Annotated in this window: 14 protein-coding genes; 10 read left to right on the top strand and 4 right to left on the bottom strand. The window is 68.4% G+C overall.

Translation table 11 applies throughout. The features are described 5' to 3' along the window. Positions 1 to 63: 63 nt before the first annotated feature. The 4 genes from zwf to ACYQ3G_RS16065 form a co-directional block, all read right to left on the bottom strand. On the bottom strand, positions 64 to 1,536 hold the full coding sequence (zwf, locus tag ACYQ3G_RS16080; protein WP_459827407.1) for a glucose-6-phosphate dehydrogenase: 1,473 nt from the start codon (positions 1,534 to 1,536) through the stop codon (positions 64 to 66). Positions 1,537 to 1,661: 125 nt separating this feature from the next. Continuing rightward, a complete protein-coding gene (locus ACYQ3G_RS16075) occupies positions 1,662 to 2,555 on the bottom strand; it encodes a DMT family transporter (protein ID WP_459827404.1) in 894 nt (297 codons plus the stop codon). Then, the gene (locus tag ACYQ3G_RS16070; protein WP_459827401.1) at positions 2,552 to 2,881 is read right to left on the bottom strand and encodes a hypothetical protein; all 330 of its coding nucleotides are present in this window, start codon (positions 2,879 to 2,881) and stop codon (positions 2,552 to 2,554) included. The genes ACYQ3G_RS16075 and ACYQ3G_RS16070 overlap by 4 nt, the downstream gene beginning before the upstream one ends. A gap of 2 nt (positions 2,882 to 2,883) precedes the next feature. Beyond that, positions 2,884 to 4,548: a hydantoinase/oxoprolinase family protein gene (locus ACYQ3G_RS16065; RefSeq protein ID WP_459827398.1), complete on the bottom strand. Its 1,665-nt coding sequence runs from the start codon at positions 4,546 to 4,548 to the stop codon at positions 2,884 to 2,886. A 195-nt stretch (positions 4,549 to 4,743) separates the two neighbouring features. Here ACYQ3G_RS16065 and ACYQ3G_RS16060 point away from each other — a divergent pair, with 195 nt between their 5' ends. The 10 genes from ACYQ3G_RS16060 to recD2 all read left to right on the top strand — a co-directional run bounded on the left by ACYQ3G_RS16060 (position 4,744) and on the right by recD2 (position 16,163). After that, positions 4,744 to 6,438 (top strand): 2-oxoacid:acceptor oxidoreductase subunit alpha, encoded by a 1,695-nt coding sequence (locus ACYQ3G_RS16060; RefSeq protein WP_459827395.1) that lies wholly within the window; start codon positions 4,744 to 4,746, stop codon positions 6,436 to 6,438. Then, on the top strand, positions 6,435 to 7,280 hold the full coding sequence (locus ACYQ3G_RS16055; RefSeq protein WP_459827392.1) for a thiamine pyrophosphate-dependent enzyme: 846 nt from the start codon (positions 6,435 to 6,437) through the stop codon (positions 7,278 to 7,280). The genes ACYQ3G_RS16060 and ACYQ3G_RS16055 overlap by 4 nt, the downstream gene beginning before the upstream one ends. 59 nt (positions 7,281 to 7,339) lie before the next feature. Further along, a complete protein-coding gene (locus ACYQ3G_RS16050) occupies positions 7,340 to 7,621 on the top strand; it encodes a peptidylprolyl isomerase (protein WP_028577960.1) in 282 nt (93 codons plus the stop codon). Positions 7,622 to 7,781: 160 nt separating this feature from the next. Further along, positions 7,782 to 8,828, top strand: a complete 1,047-nt coding sequence (gene mtnA / locus ACYQ3G_RS16045; RefSeq protein ID WP_459827389.1) for an S-methyl-5-thioribose-1-phosphate isomerase — start codon at positions 7,782 to 7,784, stop codon at positions 8,826 to 8,828. Continuing rightward, on the top strand, positions 8,825 to 10,156 hold the full coding sequence (gene der, locus ACYQ3G_RS16040; protein WP_459827386.1) for a ribosome biogenesis GTPase Der: 1,332 nt from the start codon (positions 8,825 to 8,827) through the stop codon (positions 10,154 to 10,156). The genes mtnA and der overlap by 4 nt, the downstream gene beginning before the upstream one ends. A 120-nt stretch (positions 10,157 to 10,276) precedes the next feature. Continuing rightward, the gene (locus ACYQ3G_RS16035) at positions 10,277 to 11,200 is read left to right on the top strand and encodes a branched-chain amino acid transaminase (RefSeq protein ID WP_459827383.1); all 924 of its coding nucleotides are present in this window, start codon (positions 10,277 to 10,279) and stop codon (positions 11,198 to 11,200) included. Positions 11,201 to 11,276: 76 nt separating this feature from the next. Further along, positions 11,277 to 13,076, top strand: a complete 1,800-nt coding sequence (gene dnaX / locus ACYQ3G_RS16030; RefSeq protein ID WP_459827380.1) for a DNA polymerase III subunit gamma/tau — start codon at positions 11,277 to 11,279, stop codon at positions 13,074 to 13,076. After that, positions 13,073 to 13,369 carry a YbaB/EbfC family nucleoid-associated protein gene (locus ACYQ3G_RS16025; protein WP_459827377.1) on the top strand — a complete coding sequence of 99 codons (297 nt, stop codon included), beginning with the start codon at positions 13,073 to 13,075 and terminating at the stop codon, positions 13,367 to 13,369. Before dnaX ends, ACYQ3G_RS16025 begins: the two co-directional genes overlap by 4 nt. Positions 13,370 to 13,378: 9 nt before the next feature. Beyond that, on the top strand, positions 13,379 to 13,984 hold the full coding sequence (recR, locus tag ACYQ3G_RS16020) for a recombination mediator RecR (protein ID WP_028577954.1): 606 nt from the start codon (positions 13,379 to 13,381) through the stop codon (positions 13,982 to 13,984). A gap of 4 nt (positions 13,985 to 13,988) precedes the next feature. Beyond that, positions 13,989 to 16,163 (top strand): SF1B family DNA helicase RecD2, encoded by a 2,175-nt coding sequence (gene recD2 / locus ACYQ3G_RS16015; protein WP_459827372.1) that lies wholly within the window; start codon positions 13,989 to 13,991, stop codon positions 16,161 to 16,163. Positions 16,164 to 16,232: the final 69 nt, after the last annotated feature.

The following is a 16,232-nucleotide window of genomic DNA, read 5'->3' as shown; positions in this document are numbered from 1 at the left end:
CCTGATGCGTGTCGGGTTGATGGTTGCGGGTGGTGCGTCCGTTGTGCTGAAAATTGTGGCCCTTTAGGGCGTAGCGCGGTCCGCCTCCCTTGGTCCGGGCCCTCCGGCGACGTAGGTGTGCAGGGGCAAGGCGTCGTCCGCGCAGTCGCAGCGGTCGAGAACCGGGGTCAGAAAGCCCCAGCACAGCTCCACGGCGTCCTGGCGCCAGAAGAGGGTCTGGTCGCCGGTGATGCAGTCCAGCAGCACTTTGGCGTAGTCGTCCAGGCGGCCCAGATCGGATTGCGCGCCGTAGGAGAACTCCATGGACTGGCCCTGCAGGCACAGTCGCGAGCCCTGGCCCTTGGTCTGGACCTCCAGGCGGACCACCTCGTGGGGGTGGATGCCGATGACCAGCCTGTTGGGCGGGATGGCCCCGCCGTGGGTCTTGCGGAACATGGACACGGGCACGCTCTTGAACTGCACCGTTATTTCGGTGTGCTTGGCCGCCAGGCGCTTGCCCGAGCAGAGATGGAAGGGCACGCCCTGCCAGCGCCAGTTGTCCAGATAGACCTTCATCCAGGCGAACGTCGGCGTGGCCGAGTCCGGCCGCACGCCGGGCTCCTGCAGGTAGCCGGGCACGGGTTTGCCGTCGACCATGCCCGGCCCGTACTGGCCCAGGATCAGCTGCTCGTCCAGGCGCTTCAGGTCCAGGGGGCGCAGGGAGCGGAAGACCTTGGAGCGCTCGTCGCGGACCAGTTCGGCGTCGAACAGGGACGGCGGCTCCATGGCGCACAGGGCCAGGAGCATCATCATGTGGTTCTGGAACATGTCCCGCAGGACCCCGGCCTGGTCGTAGAACCCGGCGCGGTGGCCGATGCCGAGGTCCTCGGCGGCGGTGATGCGGATGTGGTCGATGTAGCGGCGGTTCCAGACGGGCTCGAAGAGGGCGTTGGCGAAGCGCAGCAGCAGGACGTTCTGCACCGTCTCCTTGGCCATGTAGTGGTCGATGCGGAAGATCTGGCTCTCCCGGAAATAGCGGTGCAGGACATCGTCCAGCTCACGGGCCGTGGGCAGGTCGCGGCCGAAGGGCTTCTCCACGACGACGCGCACGCGCCTGTCCTCGTCCTGCCGGGCCAGGCCGGCCTCGCCGATGGCCGTGGCCAGGGGGATGTAGGCCGACGGCGGCACCGCGAGGTAGAAGAGGCGGTCCTTGGCGCCGCCGTCCAGCTCGTTCAGGGCCAGGGCGAGGAAGCGGGCCGACGCGGGTTCTTCGGGGTCCATGCGCAGGTAGCTCACCCTGGGGGCAAGATCCGCCAGGCACGAGGAGGGGACGACGCCGGCCAGCCTGTCGCCGAGCTGCTGCCTGTACTGCTCGCTGTCCATCTCCGTGCGGCCCACGGCCAGGATGCGCGTGTCGTGGCTGAGGAGCTGGTTGCGGCACAGGGACGCCAGGGCGGGGTAGATCTTGCGCATGGCCAGATCCCCGGTGGCGCCGAAGACGACCAGGCTGACGGGGTCGGCCTGGGTCTGCACGGGACAGGAAAACTGATCTGTCATGGGGCTCCCCTGGGGATGGATGTCCGGGTCCGGAGCCGTCAGAAATAGCAGGACGAAGCCAAAACGCAAGCCCTGCCGCCCGCCGCTCCGCCAGCGCTCCGTCGGCGCGGCGGGGAGTGGTCGGTTCAGCGGAAGAAAAGGGCCACCCCGCACAGGGTGACCAGGGCGCCGACGACGCTGCGCCGCGACACGGGGTGCCCGCCAAGCCTGGCCAGGCCCAGGGCGAAGAGGGGGCTGACGGAGATGAGGGTCTGGGCCACGGCCGCGCTGGTCATTTTGAGGGAGGCCTGTTGCAGCCAGATGCCCAGGAACGTGCCCAGGAACACGGCCAGGACGAAGAGCGCCCAGCCGTGGCGCGCCGTGCCCACGGCCCGCCAGGTTTCGCGGTTCAGCACCAGGCCCGGTCTGATCACGGGCAGGACGGCCCACAGCACGAGGCTTGCGGCGCCCAGGCGGACCAGGGCGGCCCAGAGGGGCGTGATTTCGGAGGTGACCATGACCTGCCGGGACAGGACCATGCCGAGGGCCTGGCACAGGGCGGCCAGGGAGGCGAAGGCCAGGCCGGGGAGGTTGGGGCGCTGGCGTGGCCGGTGCTCCGTGACCACCCAGAGGATGCCCGACATTGTCAGGAAAATGCCGAGCCAGGCCGTCAGGCCGATGGCTTCGCCCAGGAAAAGCATGCCGAGTACGCCAGTCAGGGGCGGTGCCAGGGACTCGATCAGGAGCGTCTGGCTGGGGCCGATGCGCTTGATGGCCGAAAAATAGGCGCTGTCGCCGATGCTGATGCCCACGACGCCGCTGCCGGCCAGCCACAGCCACTGCGCCGTCGTCAGGTCCGGCGCCGCGTCGCCCAGGGTCAGGATGGTCGCCGTGAGCATGGCCACGGCCACGGCGCCCTTGACCAGGTTCAGGAACACGGCCGGGGCGCGGTTGCCCGTGCGGGTGTAGAGGAAGGTCGCCACGGACCAGATGAAGGCCGCGGCCAGGGCCGCGACCTCACCGGCGAAGGGCAGGGTCATCCCTGGGCCAGCGTGGCCGTCTCGTTGGCGAAGAAGAGCTCCTTGTCGAAGGGCCCGAAGCTCCCGGTTTCGGCCATGAGGGTGAAATACTCGACCCGGGAGTAGCGCCGGGTCAGCTCGGGCCGCACGCCCATGTGCGCGTAGTAGTCGGCCTTGCGCATGGGCCGGTCGCTTTCGGTCAGGTCGTAGACGCCGCCCTCGACCTCGGCCCAGGCGTGGACCACGAAACCGGATCCGCCGGGCACCCAGCCGTGGACGACCTCGGCCGCTTCGCTCTCGCTGCAGATTTCCATGGCCGCCGCAAAACACTGTTCCCTGAAATGCATGATCATGCCTCCGCGTTGATGCTGTCCATGACGGCCGCGCCCAGGGCGTTGCCGACTTCGTAATGGTCCGGGAAAACGACCTCCGTGCCCAGGCGTTCTGCCACCGCCGGCAGCAGGAACGGCGCGGCCGCCCCGATGCCGATGATCCGCGCCTTGAGGCGGATGGAGATGTCCAGAAGGTGGCTCTGTCCGGTCTGGCCCATGAACCTGGCCAGGGCCGGCCCGACCTCGCGCGTGCTCAGGGCTTCGAGGATGGTGGCGGCGATGGTCCCTTCGGCCTTTTCGAGCACCCGGAGGCAGAACTCCTCGGGGGCCATGCCACACAGTTCCGCCAGGACCTTCGCCCCCCGCAGGGATGCATCCTTGTTGCCGAGGGACAGGCGCCCCAGCACGTGCAGCGCGTCCGTGGGCGTGAAGCCGCAGGACACGACCCTTCGTGCCGCCTGCAGCCGGGCGATGGCCTTCTCCAGGCTGGACTCGGCCATGCCGATGTCCCGGCGCAGCTGCCAGGGCGTGGCCGGGCCGCGCTCCGCCAGCCGGCGCAGGATCGGGTCGTCGCCGGGGATGGTCCCCGGGGCCAGGTGCACGCACTGCCCGCGCATGTCCGTCCCGAGCCAGTCCGCCGGGTTCTCCACGGCGTCGAGGGCCGCGCCATCCAGATGCAGCCCGGCCTGGGACAGGGGCACGACCCGGGCCGGACCGAGGGAGATCAGACCGCTTGAAACCTGCGTCACGCTGTCTCCGCCCAGGCCCACGGTGTACATCTCCACGGCCTGCACATGGGTGCGCCAGGCGCCGATGGTCATGCCTTCCTCGCGGATGACGGGGCGTCCGTCGCGAATGAGGGTGATGTCCGTGGTTGTGCCGCCCACGTCGACGATGACGGCCGTGTCGCCGGCCGCGGCGTCGGCGCCGAACAGGGCCGTGGCCGCCGGGCCGCTGGCCACGGTGGAGGAGGAGTTGCGCAGGGCCTGGTCGAGGTCCATGCTTTTGCCGTCGCCGCGCACGATGCGCACGGGGCAGGTGAGGCCCAAGCGCTGCATGGAGCGGTCGATGCTCTGCAGAAAGTCCTGCATGACGGGCAGCAGGCGGGCGTTCAGCACGGCCGTGGAGGCGCGCTCCTCGATGCCGGGCAGGCTGCTGGCCTGGTGGGAGCAGAACACGGGTTTGGGGTCCGTCAGTTCGATGGCCTTGGCCGCGACCAGCTCGTGGGTCGGGTCGTCGAAGGCCAGCAGGGCGCAGACGGCGTAGGCGTCCACATGGCCGCGCATGGCGGAGATTCCCTTGAGCAGAAACTCCATGCCCAGGGGTTCGACCTCCACGCCCCGGGCCTTGTGGCCGCCGGGGATGAAGCGCGAGTCGGCCGCCGGGACGTGCAGGCGCTTGTCGTGGCCGACGACGAAGAGCCCGACCTCGGCGCCCTTGTCCTCCACCAGGGCGTTGGTGGCCAGGGTGGTGGACACCGTGACCAGCCCGATCCGCCCCGGTTCCGCGCCCGAAGCGGCCAGGACGTCCGCGAGGGCGCGGCCGATGGCCAGGGCCGGGTCGTGGGCCGTGGTCGGCACCTTGGCACCGGCCAGGACCCGGCCGGTGCGCCGGTCGAGGACCACGGCGTCGGTGTAGGTGCCGCCGGTGTCGATGCCGATGACGAAATGCTCTGAGGACATGATCGTTTCCTTGAAAGGTGTGCGGACGGGTCTGCATTAAGGATTTCACGCCATGGCGTAAAGCCTGCGCCGGGTCATTTTCATGACAATCGGCAGGCCGCGGTTGTCTCCATGGCCGAAATGTGCAACGAAAGGGGCCATCATGCTCACTTCCGTGCGGCGTTGTCGCGACCACGGGAAACCAAGGAGAGATTCGTGCGCGAAGAACTTCATCTGATACTGGGGGGAGAGGCCGGCCAGGGCCTGGACACGGTGGCCGGACTCCTGGGCAAGGCCGTGGTCCGTTCCGGACGCCACCTGCTGACCGTGCAGCACGTCATGTCCCGCGTGCGCGGGGGGCACAACAATTTTCGCATGCGCCTGGCGTCTCGGCCGGTGCAGGGTCCGCCCGACACCTTCGACCTGCTGGCGGCCATGAGTCGCGAAAGCGTGGGACTGCACCGGGCCAGGCTCGCAGACGGGGCCGTCATCCTCGTCGACGGCGGCTGGGACATGCCGCCCGAACCCGGCCTCATCGGCATCCCCTTCGCCGAACTGGCCTCGCGGCCCGTCTTCCGCAACGTGGCCCTGATGGGTGTGCTCGGCGCCATGCTCGGCATCGGGGCGGACATCCTGCGGGAGCTTGTGGCGGAAAACTTCCGGGCCAAGGGCGACCAGATCGTGGCCAGCAACCTGGGTGTCCTGTCCGCGTCCATGCAGTGGGCCGCGGACAACGCGCCGTCCCTGCCCCTGCCGGGCGAGGGCGACTCCGTGACCCGGCTGGCCATGGACGGCAACCAGGCCCTGGTTCTGGGCGCCCTGGCCGCCGGGGTGCGCTTCTGCGGCTACTACCCCATGTCGCCGGCCACCTCCATCGCCGAGGGGTTGGCGCAGGTGGCCGTGGACATGGGCGTGGTGGTGGAGCAGGCCGAGGATGAGATCGCGGCGGCCAACATGGCCCTGGGCGCGTCCTTTGGCGGGGCCCGTAGCATCGTGCCCACTTCGGGCGGCGGCTTTGCCCTGATGACAGAGGCGGTCAGCCTGGCTGGGGTCATGGAGATGCCCGTGGTCTTCGCCGTGGCCCAGCGTCCCGGCCCGGCCACGGGCCTGGCCACGCGCACGGAGCAGGCCGACCTGGAGCTGGTCCTGCGCGCCGGCCACGGCGAGTTCCACCGCGCCATCCTGGCTCCGGCCGATGTCGCGGACTGCTTTCACCTCACGCACAAGGCCTTCGACCTGGCCGAGAAATCCCAGGGGCCGGTCTTCATCCTCTCGGACCAGTACCTGGCCAGCGCCGTGCGGTCCGTGGAGCCCTTCGACCTCGGCTCCCTGCCGTCCGTGGCAGAGCCCGACCTGAGCGACGCGGACCCGGACGGCTACCACCGTTACGATTGGTCCGCGCCCGTTTCGCCGCGCCGCATCCCGGGCCACGGCAAGAGCCTGGTCCTGGCCGACTGCCACGAGCATGACGAGCAGGGGCACATCATCGAGGCCGCGGACATCCGCGTGCGCATGCAGGACAAGCGCCTGTCCAAGATGGACGTGCTGCAGGCGGAGGTCCTGCCGCCCGTCTTCACGGGCGAGGACGAGTCCGACCTGCTCCTGGTGGGCTGGGGCTCTTCTGGCGAAGTCCTGCGCGAAGTCGCAGGACTTCTGCAGGGGCGGGGCGTCAAAGCCGCGAGTCTGTGCTTCACCCAGGTCTGGCCCCTGGCGCCCGAAACCTTCCTGCAGCGCCTGCACGCGGCGGAATGCGTGGTGGCCGTGGAGGGCAACAGCACGGCTCAGTTCGCGCGGCTGCTGCGCGAGACCACGGGTTTCCACATCGCCAACTCCGTCCTGCGCTACGACGGCCGGGCCCTGACGGCCGGCTACGTCCTGGAGCGCCTGGCTCCCATCCTGGAGGCATTATGATCGACAGCACGATATACGGCGAACACGTCACGGCCTGGTGCCCGGGTTGCGGGAACCACGACGTGCTTCTGGCCCTGAAGGACGCCCTGGCCCGGCAGGACCTCGAACCGCACCAATTCGCCCTGGTCTCGGGCATCGGCCAGGCGGCCAAGATCGTGCACTATGTGCGGGGCAACGGCTTCAACGGCCTGCACGGCCGCGCCCTGCCGCCGGCCCAGGCCTTGAAGCTCGTCAACCCTGAGCTCAAGGTCGTCGTGGAGTCGGGCGACGGCTGCTCCTACGGCGAGGGCGGCAACCATCTGCTGGCCGCCATCCGCCGCAACCTGGACATTACCCTCATCGTGCACAACAACCAGATCTACGGCCTGACCAAGGGCCAGGCGAGCCCCACGACCATGACGGGCCACGTGACCAAGAACAACCCCCTGGGCGTGTTCGACCAGCCCTTCAACCCCGTGGCCGTGGCCGTGGCCATGCGCGCCTCCTTCGTGGCCCGGTCCTTTTCGGGTCTCAAGGAGCACGCCGCCGCGACCATCGCCGCGGCCATGCAGCACAAGGGGTTCTCCCTGGTGGACATGCACTCGCCGTGCATCTCCTTCAACAAGGTCAACACCTTCGCCTGGTACAAGTCCCGCTGCAAGGAGGTCTCCCACGACCCCGCGAACTGGGACGAGGCCATGAAGACGGCCATGCTCTTCGGCGAGGAAATCCCCATCGGCGTCATCTTCCGCGAGCAGCGGCCGTCCAAGGAGACGCTCCTGCCGCAGTGCAGGGACGGGGCCATGTACCGGCGCCCCGTGGACATGGACAAGGTCGCGGCGCACATGTTGAGCTACGCCTGAGGCGTCTTGCCAAGCGGCGGGCATCGGGTTAGGGCCACGAAAAAATCAAGGAGATCACCATGGCCAAAGCACGTGCCCGTCACATCCTGGTGGCGACCGAAGAGGTCTGCCAGGCCCTGAAGAAGAAGATCACCGAGGAAGGCGGAGACTTCGCCGAACTCGCCCGCAACTATTCCCAGTGCCCGTCGGGCCGCCGCGGTGGCGACCTGGGCACCTTCGGCCCGGGCCAGATGGTGCCCGAGTTCGACCACGTCTGCTTCAACGAAGCCGTGGGCGTGGTCCACGGACCGGTCAAGACGCAGTTCGGCTACCACCTGGTGGAAGTGACCGAGCGCTCCTGAAGAAGCGGCTCCGCCCCTGTCTGTGGAAACCGGGCTGCTTGGTGGCCCGGTTTTTTTTGGGAAAAGAGGATGGGAATCATGGGAGTCATGGGACTTATGCACAAAACCCCATACATCTCATGACTCCCATAATTCCCATTCTCTCTTGAAAAGGACTCTCATGGAAGACCACATCCGATTCGACGCCGAGGCCTGCGCCCTGCTGCTCCTTGACCAGCGCAAGCTCCCCCTGGTGGAGGAGACCTTCGCCTGCCGCACCGTGGATGACGTCATCTACGCCCTGCAGACCATGGTCGTACGCGGCGCGCCGGCCATCGGCGTGACGGCGGCCTACGGCTGCCGCATCGCCCTGAAGCAGGCCATGGCCGCCGGGGCCTACTGGACGAACGAACTCGGCCGGCTGCTCGGCTTTCTGGCTCAGGCGCGGCCCACGGCCGTCAACCTGGCCTGGGCCGTGAACGAGATGCGCGGCGCCGCAAGCGGCGTGGCCGACCCGCGCGAGCTGGGCGACGTCTGGCTCGCCCTGGCGCAGAAGATCCACGCCGAGGACATCGCCATGAACAAGGCCATGGGCCGCTTCGGCGGGGAGCTCCTGGCCGACGGTGACACGGTCATGACCCACTGCAACGCCGGTGCCCTGGCCACGGCCGGGTACGGCACGGCCTTGGGCGTCATCCGCGGGGCCGTGGACATGGGCAAGAAAATTTCCGTCATCGCCAACGAGACCCGGCCCTTCCTGCAGGGCGCGCGCCTGACGGCCTACGAGCTGCACAAGGACGGCATCCCCGTGACCGTGGCCTGCGACAACGCCTGCTCGCTGCTCATGAAGCGCGGGCTGGTGCAGAAGGTCGTGGTCGGGGCCGACCGCATCGTGGCCAACGGCGACGTGGCCAACAAGATCGGAACGTCCGGCGTGGCCATCCTGGCCCGGCACTACGGCATTCCCTTCTACGTGGCCGCGCCCAGCTCCACCTTCGACCTGGCCACGCCCGAGGGCTCCCTCATCCCCATCGAGGACCGCACGCCCCTGGAAGTGACCCACGTCGGGGGCACCCAGATCACGCCCGACGGGGTCCCGGTTTTCAACTACGCCTTCGACGTCACGGATCACTCCCTGATCACGGGCATCGTCACCGAACGCGGGGTGCTTTCCCCGCCATACACATCGAGTATCGCCGAGATCATCGGCCAGGAACGCAGACCATGAACCAGCAGCTTCCCATGGTGGCCCTCATCGGGCGTCCCAACGTGGGCAAATCCACCCTTTTCAACCGCCTCATCAAGAAGCGGGTCTCCATCACCCACGACATGGCCGGTGTGACCAGGGACAGCATCTTCAGCGAGGTGCGCGGTGAAACGCGCGCCTACATGCTCATCGACACGGGCGGACTTGTCCCTGACTCCAGCGACGAGATCGAGATCAGCATCTTCGAGCAGGCCCGGGAAGCCATGGCCGGGGCGGATTTGATCCTGTTCATCGTCGACGGCCGCGCCGGGCTGCATCCCCAGGATGAGCAGGTCGGGCAGTATCTGCGCCAAAGCGGCAAGGAAGTGCGCGTCATCATCAACAAGGTCGACGGCCCCGAACAGGAGGAGACCCTGGCGGCGGATTTCTACGCGCTGGGTTTTCCCCTGCAGTGCGTGTCCGCGGCCCACGGTTTCGGCATGGGCGATCTGCGCGACATGATCGAGACCGCGCTGCCGAAGGACCTGTGCGAGGGCGTGGAGCAACCTCAGGGCGGTCTCAAGGTCGCCCTGCTCGGGCGGCCCAACGCGGGCAAGTCCTCGACCATCAACGCGCTGTTGGGCAAGAAGCGGCTCATGGTCAGCGCCGAGGCCGGGACCACCCGCGACTGCGTGGACGTGACCGTGCAGCGCGGCGGCAAGACCTACACCTTCGTCGACACCGCAGGGGTGCGCCGCAAGTCCAAGGTCACCGATTCCCTGGAATACTTCAGCGTCGTGCACTCCATGCAGGCCGCCAAGCAGGCCGACGTGGTCGTGCTGGTGCTCGACGTCATGGACGGCGTGGTCGGGCAGGACAAGCGGCTGTTGTCCTTTCTGGACACGGAGAAGATCCCCTTCATCATCGTGGTCAACAAGATCGACCTCCTGACCAAGGACCAACTGGCCAAGACCAAGAAGGACCTGGTGGACCAGTTCGCCTTCTGCGGCCATGTGCCCGTGCTCTATTCGTCGTCGGTGTCCATGGCGGGCCTGGGCGGGCTCCTGCCGCTCATTGAGAAGCTCTGGGAGCAGTGCGGCCAGCGCGTGACCACGGGCGAGCTGAACCGCCTGGTCAAGATGGTCACCGAGCGGCACCAGCCGCCGGTCATGGGCGGACGGCGCGGCAAGATCTACTACATGACCCAGGCCGACTCCCGGCCGCCGACCTTCGTCTTCTTCGTCAACGACGAGAAGCTCTTCGGCGGCAGCTACGTGCGCTACCTGGAGAACCAGCTGCGCAAGGTCTTCCGCATGGACAAGACGCCCATCCGCATGATCTTCCGCTCCAGTCACAACAAGGATTCGTAAGGGCCTGCGGCCTTGGGGGGCCTCCCTTGACCGGGACATGCGCCTTGACCTAGTGTTCCGCGACGCTCGGGGCCGTGCGCCCCGCCGCGCCACAACGACGCCCACCGCGAGGAGGATTCCATGGTTCAGAAAGCAGACAAGATTTGGTTCGACGGCAAACTCGTGCCCTGGGACGAAGCCCAGGTCCACGTCCTGACCCACACCCTGCACTACGGCGTGGGCGTGTTCGAGGGCATTCGCTGCTACGCCTGCACCGACGGCGGCTCGGCCGTGTTTCGGCTGGAGGAGCACGTGGAGCGCCTCTTCCTGTCGGCCAAGATCAACGAGATGACCATCCCCTTCACCCAGGACCAGATCAGCGCGGCCATCATCGAAACCCTCAAGGTCAACAGGCTGTCCGAGGGCTACATCCGTCCCCTGACCTTCATCGGCGCGGGCGTCATGGGCGTCTATCCGGGCGACAACCCCATCCAGACCATCATCGCCACCTGGCCCTGGGGCGCGTACCTCGGCGCCGAGGCCCTGGAGAAGGGCATCCGCGTCAAGACCTCGTCCTTCACGCGCCACCACGTCAACGTCATGATGACCAAGGCCAAGACCTGCGGCAATTACGTCAACTCCGTGCTGGCCAAGCGCGAGGCCCTGGCCGACGGCTACAACGAGGCCCTCATGCTCGACGCCGAGGGCTACGTGTCCGAGGCCACGGGCGAGAACATCTTCATCGTGCGCAAGGGCGTCATCAAGACCTCGCCGCTGGGCTCCATCCTCTCGGGCATCACCCGCGAGTCCGTCATGATCCTGGCCGAGGACCTGGGCTACACCGTGGTCGAGGACCGTTTCACCCGCGACGAGCTGTACTGCGCCGACGAGGCCTTCTTCACCGGCACCGCGGCCGAGATCACGCCCATCCGCGAGGTGGACCGCCGCGTCATCGGCCAGGGCAGCCGCGGCCCGGTCACGGCGGCCCTGCAGGACGCCTACTTCAAGGTCCTGCGCGGCGAGAACCCCAAGTACGGCCAGTGGCTGGCCCGCTACAGCTTCTAGCCTCCCGTTATTGCCCGCTGGGCGCGGCCTGCCTGCGCCCGGCGTTTCGTCAATTTCCGCACCCGCCGAACACATCATGAGTCAGGAAAGCCTCACCGCCCGTTACCGCCCCCAGAACTTCGCCAGCGTGGCCGGCCAGGACTCCGTCAAGCGCATCCTGTCCCGCGCCGCGGCCACGGGCCGGGTGGCCCCCGCCTATCTGTTCAGCGGCACGCGCGGGGTGGGCAAGACCACGCTGGCCCGCATCTTCGCCAAGGCCCTCAACTGCCAGAACGGACCGGCCGAGGAGCCCTGCAACCAGTGCCCGGTCTGCCGCCAGATCACCCTCGGCGCGGCCGTGGACGTGGTCGAGATCGACGGCGCCTCCAACACCGGCGTGGACAACGTCCGCCGCCTCAAGGAGGACGTGGGCTACGCCCCCTTGGAGTGCCGCTACAAGGTCATCATCATCGACGAAGCGCACATGCTCTCCAAGGCGGCCTTCAACGCGCTCCTCAAGACCCTGGAGGAGCCACCCGGGCACGTGACCTTCATCATGGCCACCACCGAGCCCGAAAAATTTCCCCAGACCATCGTCAGCCGCTGCCAGCATTTCGTCTTCAAGCGTCTGCCCCAGGCCGACCTGGTGCGCCACCTGGGCGGCGTGCTGGAACGCGAGGGCACCCCGGCCGAGCCTTCGGCCGTGACCCTCATCGCCAGGCGCGGGGCGGGTTCGGTGCGCGACAGCATGTCGCTTCTGGGCCAGGTCCTGGCCCTGGGCTCCGAGAGCCTGACCCTGGCCGACGTGCGCGAGGTTCTGGGGCTGGCCGGCGGCGAGATCTTCGCGCGTCTGGTGGAGTGCGTGCACGGCCGGGACCTGCGGGGCCTCCACGCCCTGCTGACCGAGGTCCTGGACCAGGGCGCGGACCTGGGCTTCTTTCTGCGGGAATTGGCCGGGTGCTGGCGCAACCTCTTTCTGCTGAACCAGATGGGCGACGCCGCGCGCGGCCTCATGGACCTGCCGGCCGAGGAGATCGACGTCTGGGCGGAATTCGCGCCGCGCTTCAGCCTGGGGCACCTGCACGCGGCCTGGCAGATGACCATGGACAGCCAGCGCAAGGTCCTGACCAGCATGGAGCCGGCCCTGGCCCTGGAGCTTCTGCTTCTGAACCTGGCCTGCCTACCTGACCTGCTGGCCCTGGGCGCCGCCGCGCCCGGCCAGGGTGCGTCCGCCGGCCAGGCCGCGCCGCCGCGCGCCGCCCAGGCTCCGGCCCCGTCCCCCGCGCCGCGTCCCGACGGATTTTCGCGCCCCCCCGCCGGTGCGCCGCAGCGGCCTGCGCCCGCGCCGCGGCCGGCCCCCCAGCCGTCCGCCCAGCCGCAGGTCCAGGCACCGCCCCGTCCGGCCGCCGCGGCCCCGCGCGAGGTGCGTGAGCCTGCGGCCCCGGCGGCCATGGTCCGCGAGAACGGAGCGGCTTTCGGCGCCCGTCCCGAGGCCGGCCCGTCCATTCCAGCGCCCCCGGCCGGGCCGCGCACCTGGCCGGGTTTCGTGGCCTTCTGCGCCGCGCGGCCCGACGGGAGCCGCCCCCTGCCCGCCCTGGACAAGGCCCGCGGCGAGCTGAACGGGGCGGACCTCGTGCTGACGAGCGCCCACGCCTTCCTCTGCGACCGCCTGCGGGCCGGCCTGCCCGTGCTGACGGAGTTGGCCCGGGCCTACTACGGCCCCGGCGTGAACGTGCGGGTTGAGACGCCGGTGGCCGAGGCGCGCAAGACCCGCGCCGAGCTCAAGGAGATGGCCCAGGCCGACCCCGTGGTGCGGCAGGCCCAGGAGAAATTTCAGGCCCGGATCGTCGAGGTCCGGCCCCCGATCAACGGAAAAGCACAGGAGAACGAGATATGAACGAACTGATCAGACAGGCCCAGCTCATGCAGAAGAAGATGCTGAAGGCCCAGGAAGAGACCGGCAAGAAGGAGATCGAGACGAGCGTCGGCGGCGGCATGGTCACGGTCAAGGCCACCTGCGCGGGCGAACTCTTGTCCGTGAAGATCGACCCTGCGGTCGTCGAGGACGTGGAAATGCTGCAGGACCTCATCCTCTCGGCCGTCAACGAGGTCATCAAGAAGGGCAAGGACACGGTGCAGGCCGAGATGTCGCAGATCACCGGCGGCATGAAGATCCCGGGCCTGTTCTAGGAACCCCTCGTGCAGCGACTTCCCGCACCCCTGCAAAAGATCGTGGACCAGTTCTCGGCCCTGCCCGGAGTGGGGCCCAAGAGCGCCCTGCGCATGGCCATGACGCTCCTCAAGTGGCCCGAGGAGTCCGTGCGCGCCTTCGGCCGGGACATCGAGAACCTGCGCAGCGCCCTGCACATCTGCTCGCGCTGCTGCTCCCTGGCCGACACGGACCCCTGCCACATCTGCGCGGACCCCAAGCGCAGCCGCGAACAGCTCTGCCTGGTCTCGGAGTGGGACAGCCTCGTGGTCATGGAGGAGTCCGGGATATTCAAGGGGCGCTACCTCATCCTCGGCGGCCTGCTCTCGCCCCTGGACGGGGTCGATGCCCGTTCCCTGGAGATCTCGCGGCTGGAATCCATCCTGCGCGAAGGGGAGGTGCGGGAGGTCATCCTGGCCCTGGGCTCCACCATGGAGGCCGAGGCCACGAGCACCTACCTGCACGGCCTGGTCACGCGCGGCTTCCCCCAGGTCTCCGTGACGCGCCTGGCCCAGGGCATCCCGCTGGGCTCCGAGATCAAGTACGTGGACCGCGAAACCCTCAAACAGTCCCTCAAGTACCGGCAGTCGCTCTAGGATCATGCACACCGTCCAGGGCGAAGTCGTCACCGTCGTCTACCACAACCCCGAGAACGGGTACGTCATCGCCCGGCTGGACTCCCCGGCCGGGCCGGGCCAGGTCACGGTGGTCGGCACCCTGGGCGACATCGCGCCGGGCGAGTCCCTGCGCCTGACGGGCGAGTGGGTCGAGCACCCCAAGTTCGGCCGGCAGTTCAAGGCCGAGGGCTGCGAGCACGTCATGCCGGCCACCCTGAGCGGCATCCGGCGCTTCCTGGCCTCGGGCGCGGTCAAGGGCATCGGCGAGAAGATGGCGGACCGGCTCGTGGCCCGCTTCGGCAGCCAGATCCTCGACATCCTCGATTCGGACCCCGAGCGGCTGCTCGAGATCGAGGGCATCGGCCCGGCCAAGCTCAAGGGCATCGTCCTGTCCTGGCAGGAGAAGCGCGAGGTGCGCGGCCTCATGCTCTTCCTGCAGACCCACGGCGTGGCCACGACCTTCGCCCACCGCATCTTCCGCCAGTACGGGGCCGGCGCCGTGCAGCGCCTGCGCGCCAACCCCTACGACCTGGCCTACGACATCCACGGCATCGGCTTCCGCACGGCAGACGAGGTGGCCCTCAAACTCGGTTTCGCCGAGGACGCGCCCCAGCGCCTGGAGGCCGGCGTCGAGTACTGCCTGCGCCAGACCTCCGAGGGGGCCGGGCACGTCTTCCTGCCCCGGCCCGTCCTGGCGGAGGAGGCGGCCCGGCTGCTGGGCTGCCACGACCTGGAGCTCATCGAGGAGCAGATCGACGCCCTGGTCGAGCGCAAGCGTCTGGTCATCGAGCCCCTGCCCGAGAAGGGCGTGGCCGAGGCCGTGTACCTGACGTATTTCTACAAGACCGAGCGCGAGATCGCCTCCCGTCTGCGGGCCCTGCTGGACCACGCCATCCGCATGGACCCGAAGAAGATCTCGGCCGCCGTGGAGCGCGAGGAGCAGCGGCAGTCCCTGACCCTGTCCGACGAGCAGCGCCTGGCCGTGGAGTCGGCCTGCGGTCACAAGGTGTCCATCATCACCGGCGGCCCCGGCACGGGCAAGACGACCATCACGCGGGTGGTGGTGCGGGCGCTGAAGGCCCTGGGCCTGCGCATCTCCCTGGCCGCGCCCACGGGCCGCGCGGCCAAGCGCCTCTCCGAGGCCACGGGCTTCACGGCCGTGACCCTGCACCGGCTGCTGCGCTACCAGCCGGCCTCGGGCTTCGAGTTTAACGAGGACAAGAAGCTCCCGGCCGACGTCATGGTCGTGGACGAGGTCTCCATGCTCGACTGCGGGCTGTGCCTGGCCCTGCTGCGGGCCCTGCCCCTGACCTGCCGCCTGGTCTTCGTCGGCGACGAGAACCAGCTTCCGTCGGTCGGCGCGGGCAACGTTCTGGGCGACATGCTCGAAAGCGGGACCATCCCGGCCGTGCGCCTGACGCACATCTACCGCCAGGCCCGCGAGAGCATGATCGTGGTCAACGCCCACCGCATCAACGAGGGCGAATTTCCCCAGGGCAGCCCCCACGCGCCGCCCAAGGCCGATTTCTTCTGGGTCGAGAAGGAGGACCTCTCAGAGCTGCAGGCCCTGATCCTGCGCATGGTCTGCGAGCGCATCCCCGAGGCCTACGGCCTGGACCCAATGACCGAGGTGCAGGTGCTCACTCCCATGCACAAGGGCGAGGTCGGCACCCTCATCCTGAACCGCCTCCTGCAGGAGCGCCTGAACCCCGACGGCCGCGAGCTTGTCCGCGGGCAGCGGACGTACCGGGAAGGGGACCGCATCCTGCAGCTCAGGAACAACTACGACAAGGACGTCTTCAACGGCGACCTGGGCCGCATCACCGGCATCGACACCCAGGACGAGGTTCTGACGGCCGAGTTCGACGGCCGCGAGGTGGAGTACGGTTTCGACGAGCTGGACGAGATCGGCCTGGCCTATGCCATCAGCGTGCACAAGAGTCAGGGCAGCGAATACCCGGCCGTGGTGATGCCCGTGGTCACGCAGCACTACATGCTCCTGCAGAGAAACCTCATCTACACCGGCCTGACCAGGGCGCGGAAGCTGGCCGTGCTCATGGGGTCGCGCCGAGCCATGCATATGGGGCTGGGCAACGAGCGCGGCCGTCTGCGCCACACCTCCCTGGCCGTGCGCCTGGCCAAAGAGAGTCAAACATAGCCCAACAGGCCGGAAAAACGGGCGAAATGGGGGTAAGAGCGGGCTTTTGCGGTCAATGCATGCGTTGAC

Source organism: Desulfomicrobium salsuginis (genome assembly GCF_054657795.1).
Note: the sequence above shows the minus strand (reverse complement) of the source record. Positions and strands in the feature narration are given on the sequence as shown.

Bases quoted from the DNA above. Each gene is read 5' to 3' on its own strand.
- zwf (WP_459827407.1), bottom strand. From the start codon at position 1,536: ATGACAGATCAGTTTTCCTGTCCCGTGCAGACCCAGGCCGACCCCGTC.
- ACYQ3G_RS16075 (WP_459827404.1), bottom strand. From the start codon at position 2,555: ATGACCCTGCCCTTCGCCGGTGAGGTCGCGGCCCTGGCCGCGGCCTTC.
- ACYQ3G_RS16070 (WP_459827401.1), bottom strand. From the start codon at position 2,881: ATGCATTTCAGGGAACAGTGTTTTGCGGCGGCCATGGAAATCTGCAGC.
- ACYQ3G_RS16065 (WP_459827398.1), bottom strand. From the start codon at position 4,548: ATGTCCTCAGAGCATTTCGTCATCGGCATCGACACCGGCGGCACCTAC.
- ACYQ3G_RS16055 (WP_459827392.1), top strand. From the start codon at position 6,435: ATGATCGACAGCACGATATACGGCGAACACGTCACGGCCTGGTGCCCG.
- ACYQ3G_RS16050 (WP_028577960.1), top strand. From the start codon at position 7,340: ATGGCCAAAGCACGTGCCCGTCACATCCTGGTGGCGACCGAAGAGGTC.
- mtnA (WP_459827389.1), top strand. From the start codon at position 7,782: ATGGAAGACCACATCCGATTCGACGCCGAGGCCTGCGCCCTGCTGCTC.
- der (WP_459827386.1), top strand. From the start codon at position 8,825: ATGAACCAGCAGCTTCCCATGGTGGCCCTCATCGGGCGTCCCAACGTG.
- ACYQ3G_RS16035 (WP_459827383.1), top strand. From the start codon at position 10,277: ATGGTTCAGAAAGCAGACAAGATTTGGTTCGACGGCAAACTCGTGCCC.
- dnaX (WP_459827380.1), top strand. From the start codon at position 11,277: ATGAGTCAGGAAAGCCTCACCGCCCGTTACCGCCCCCAGAACTTCGCC.
- ACYQ3G_RS16025 (WP_459827377.1), top strand. From the start codon at position 13,073: ATGAACGAACTGATCAGACAGGCCCAGCTCATGCAGAAGAAGATGCTG.
- recD2 (WP_459827372.1), top strand. From the start codon at position 13,989: ATGCACACCGTCCAGGGCGAAGTCGTCACCGTCGTCTACCACAACCCC.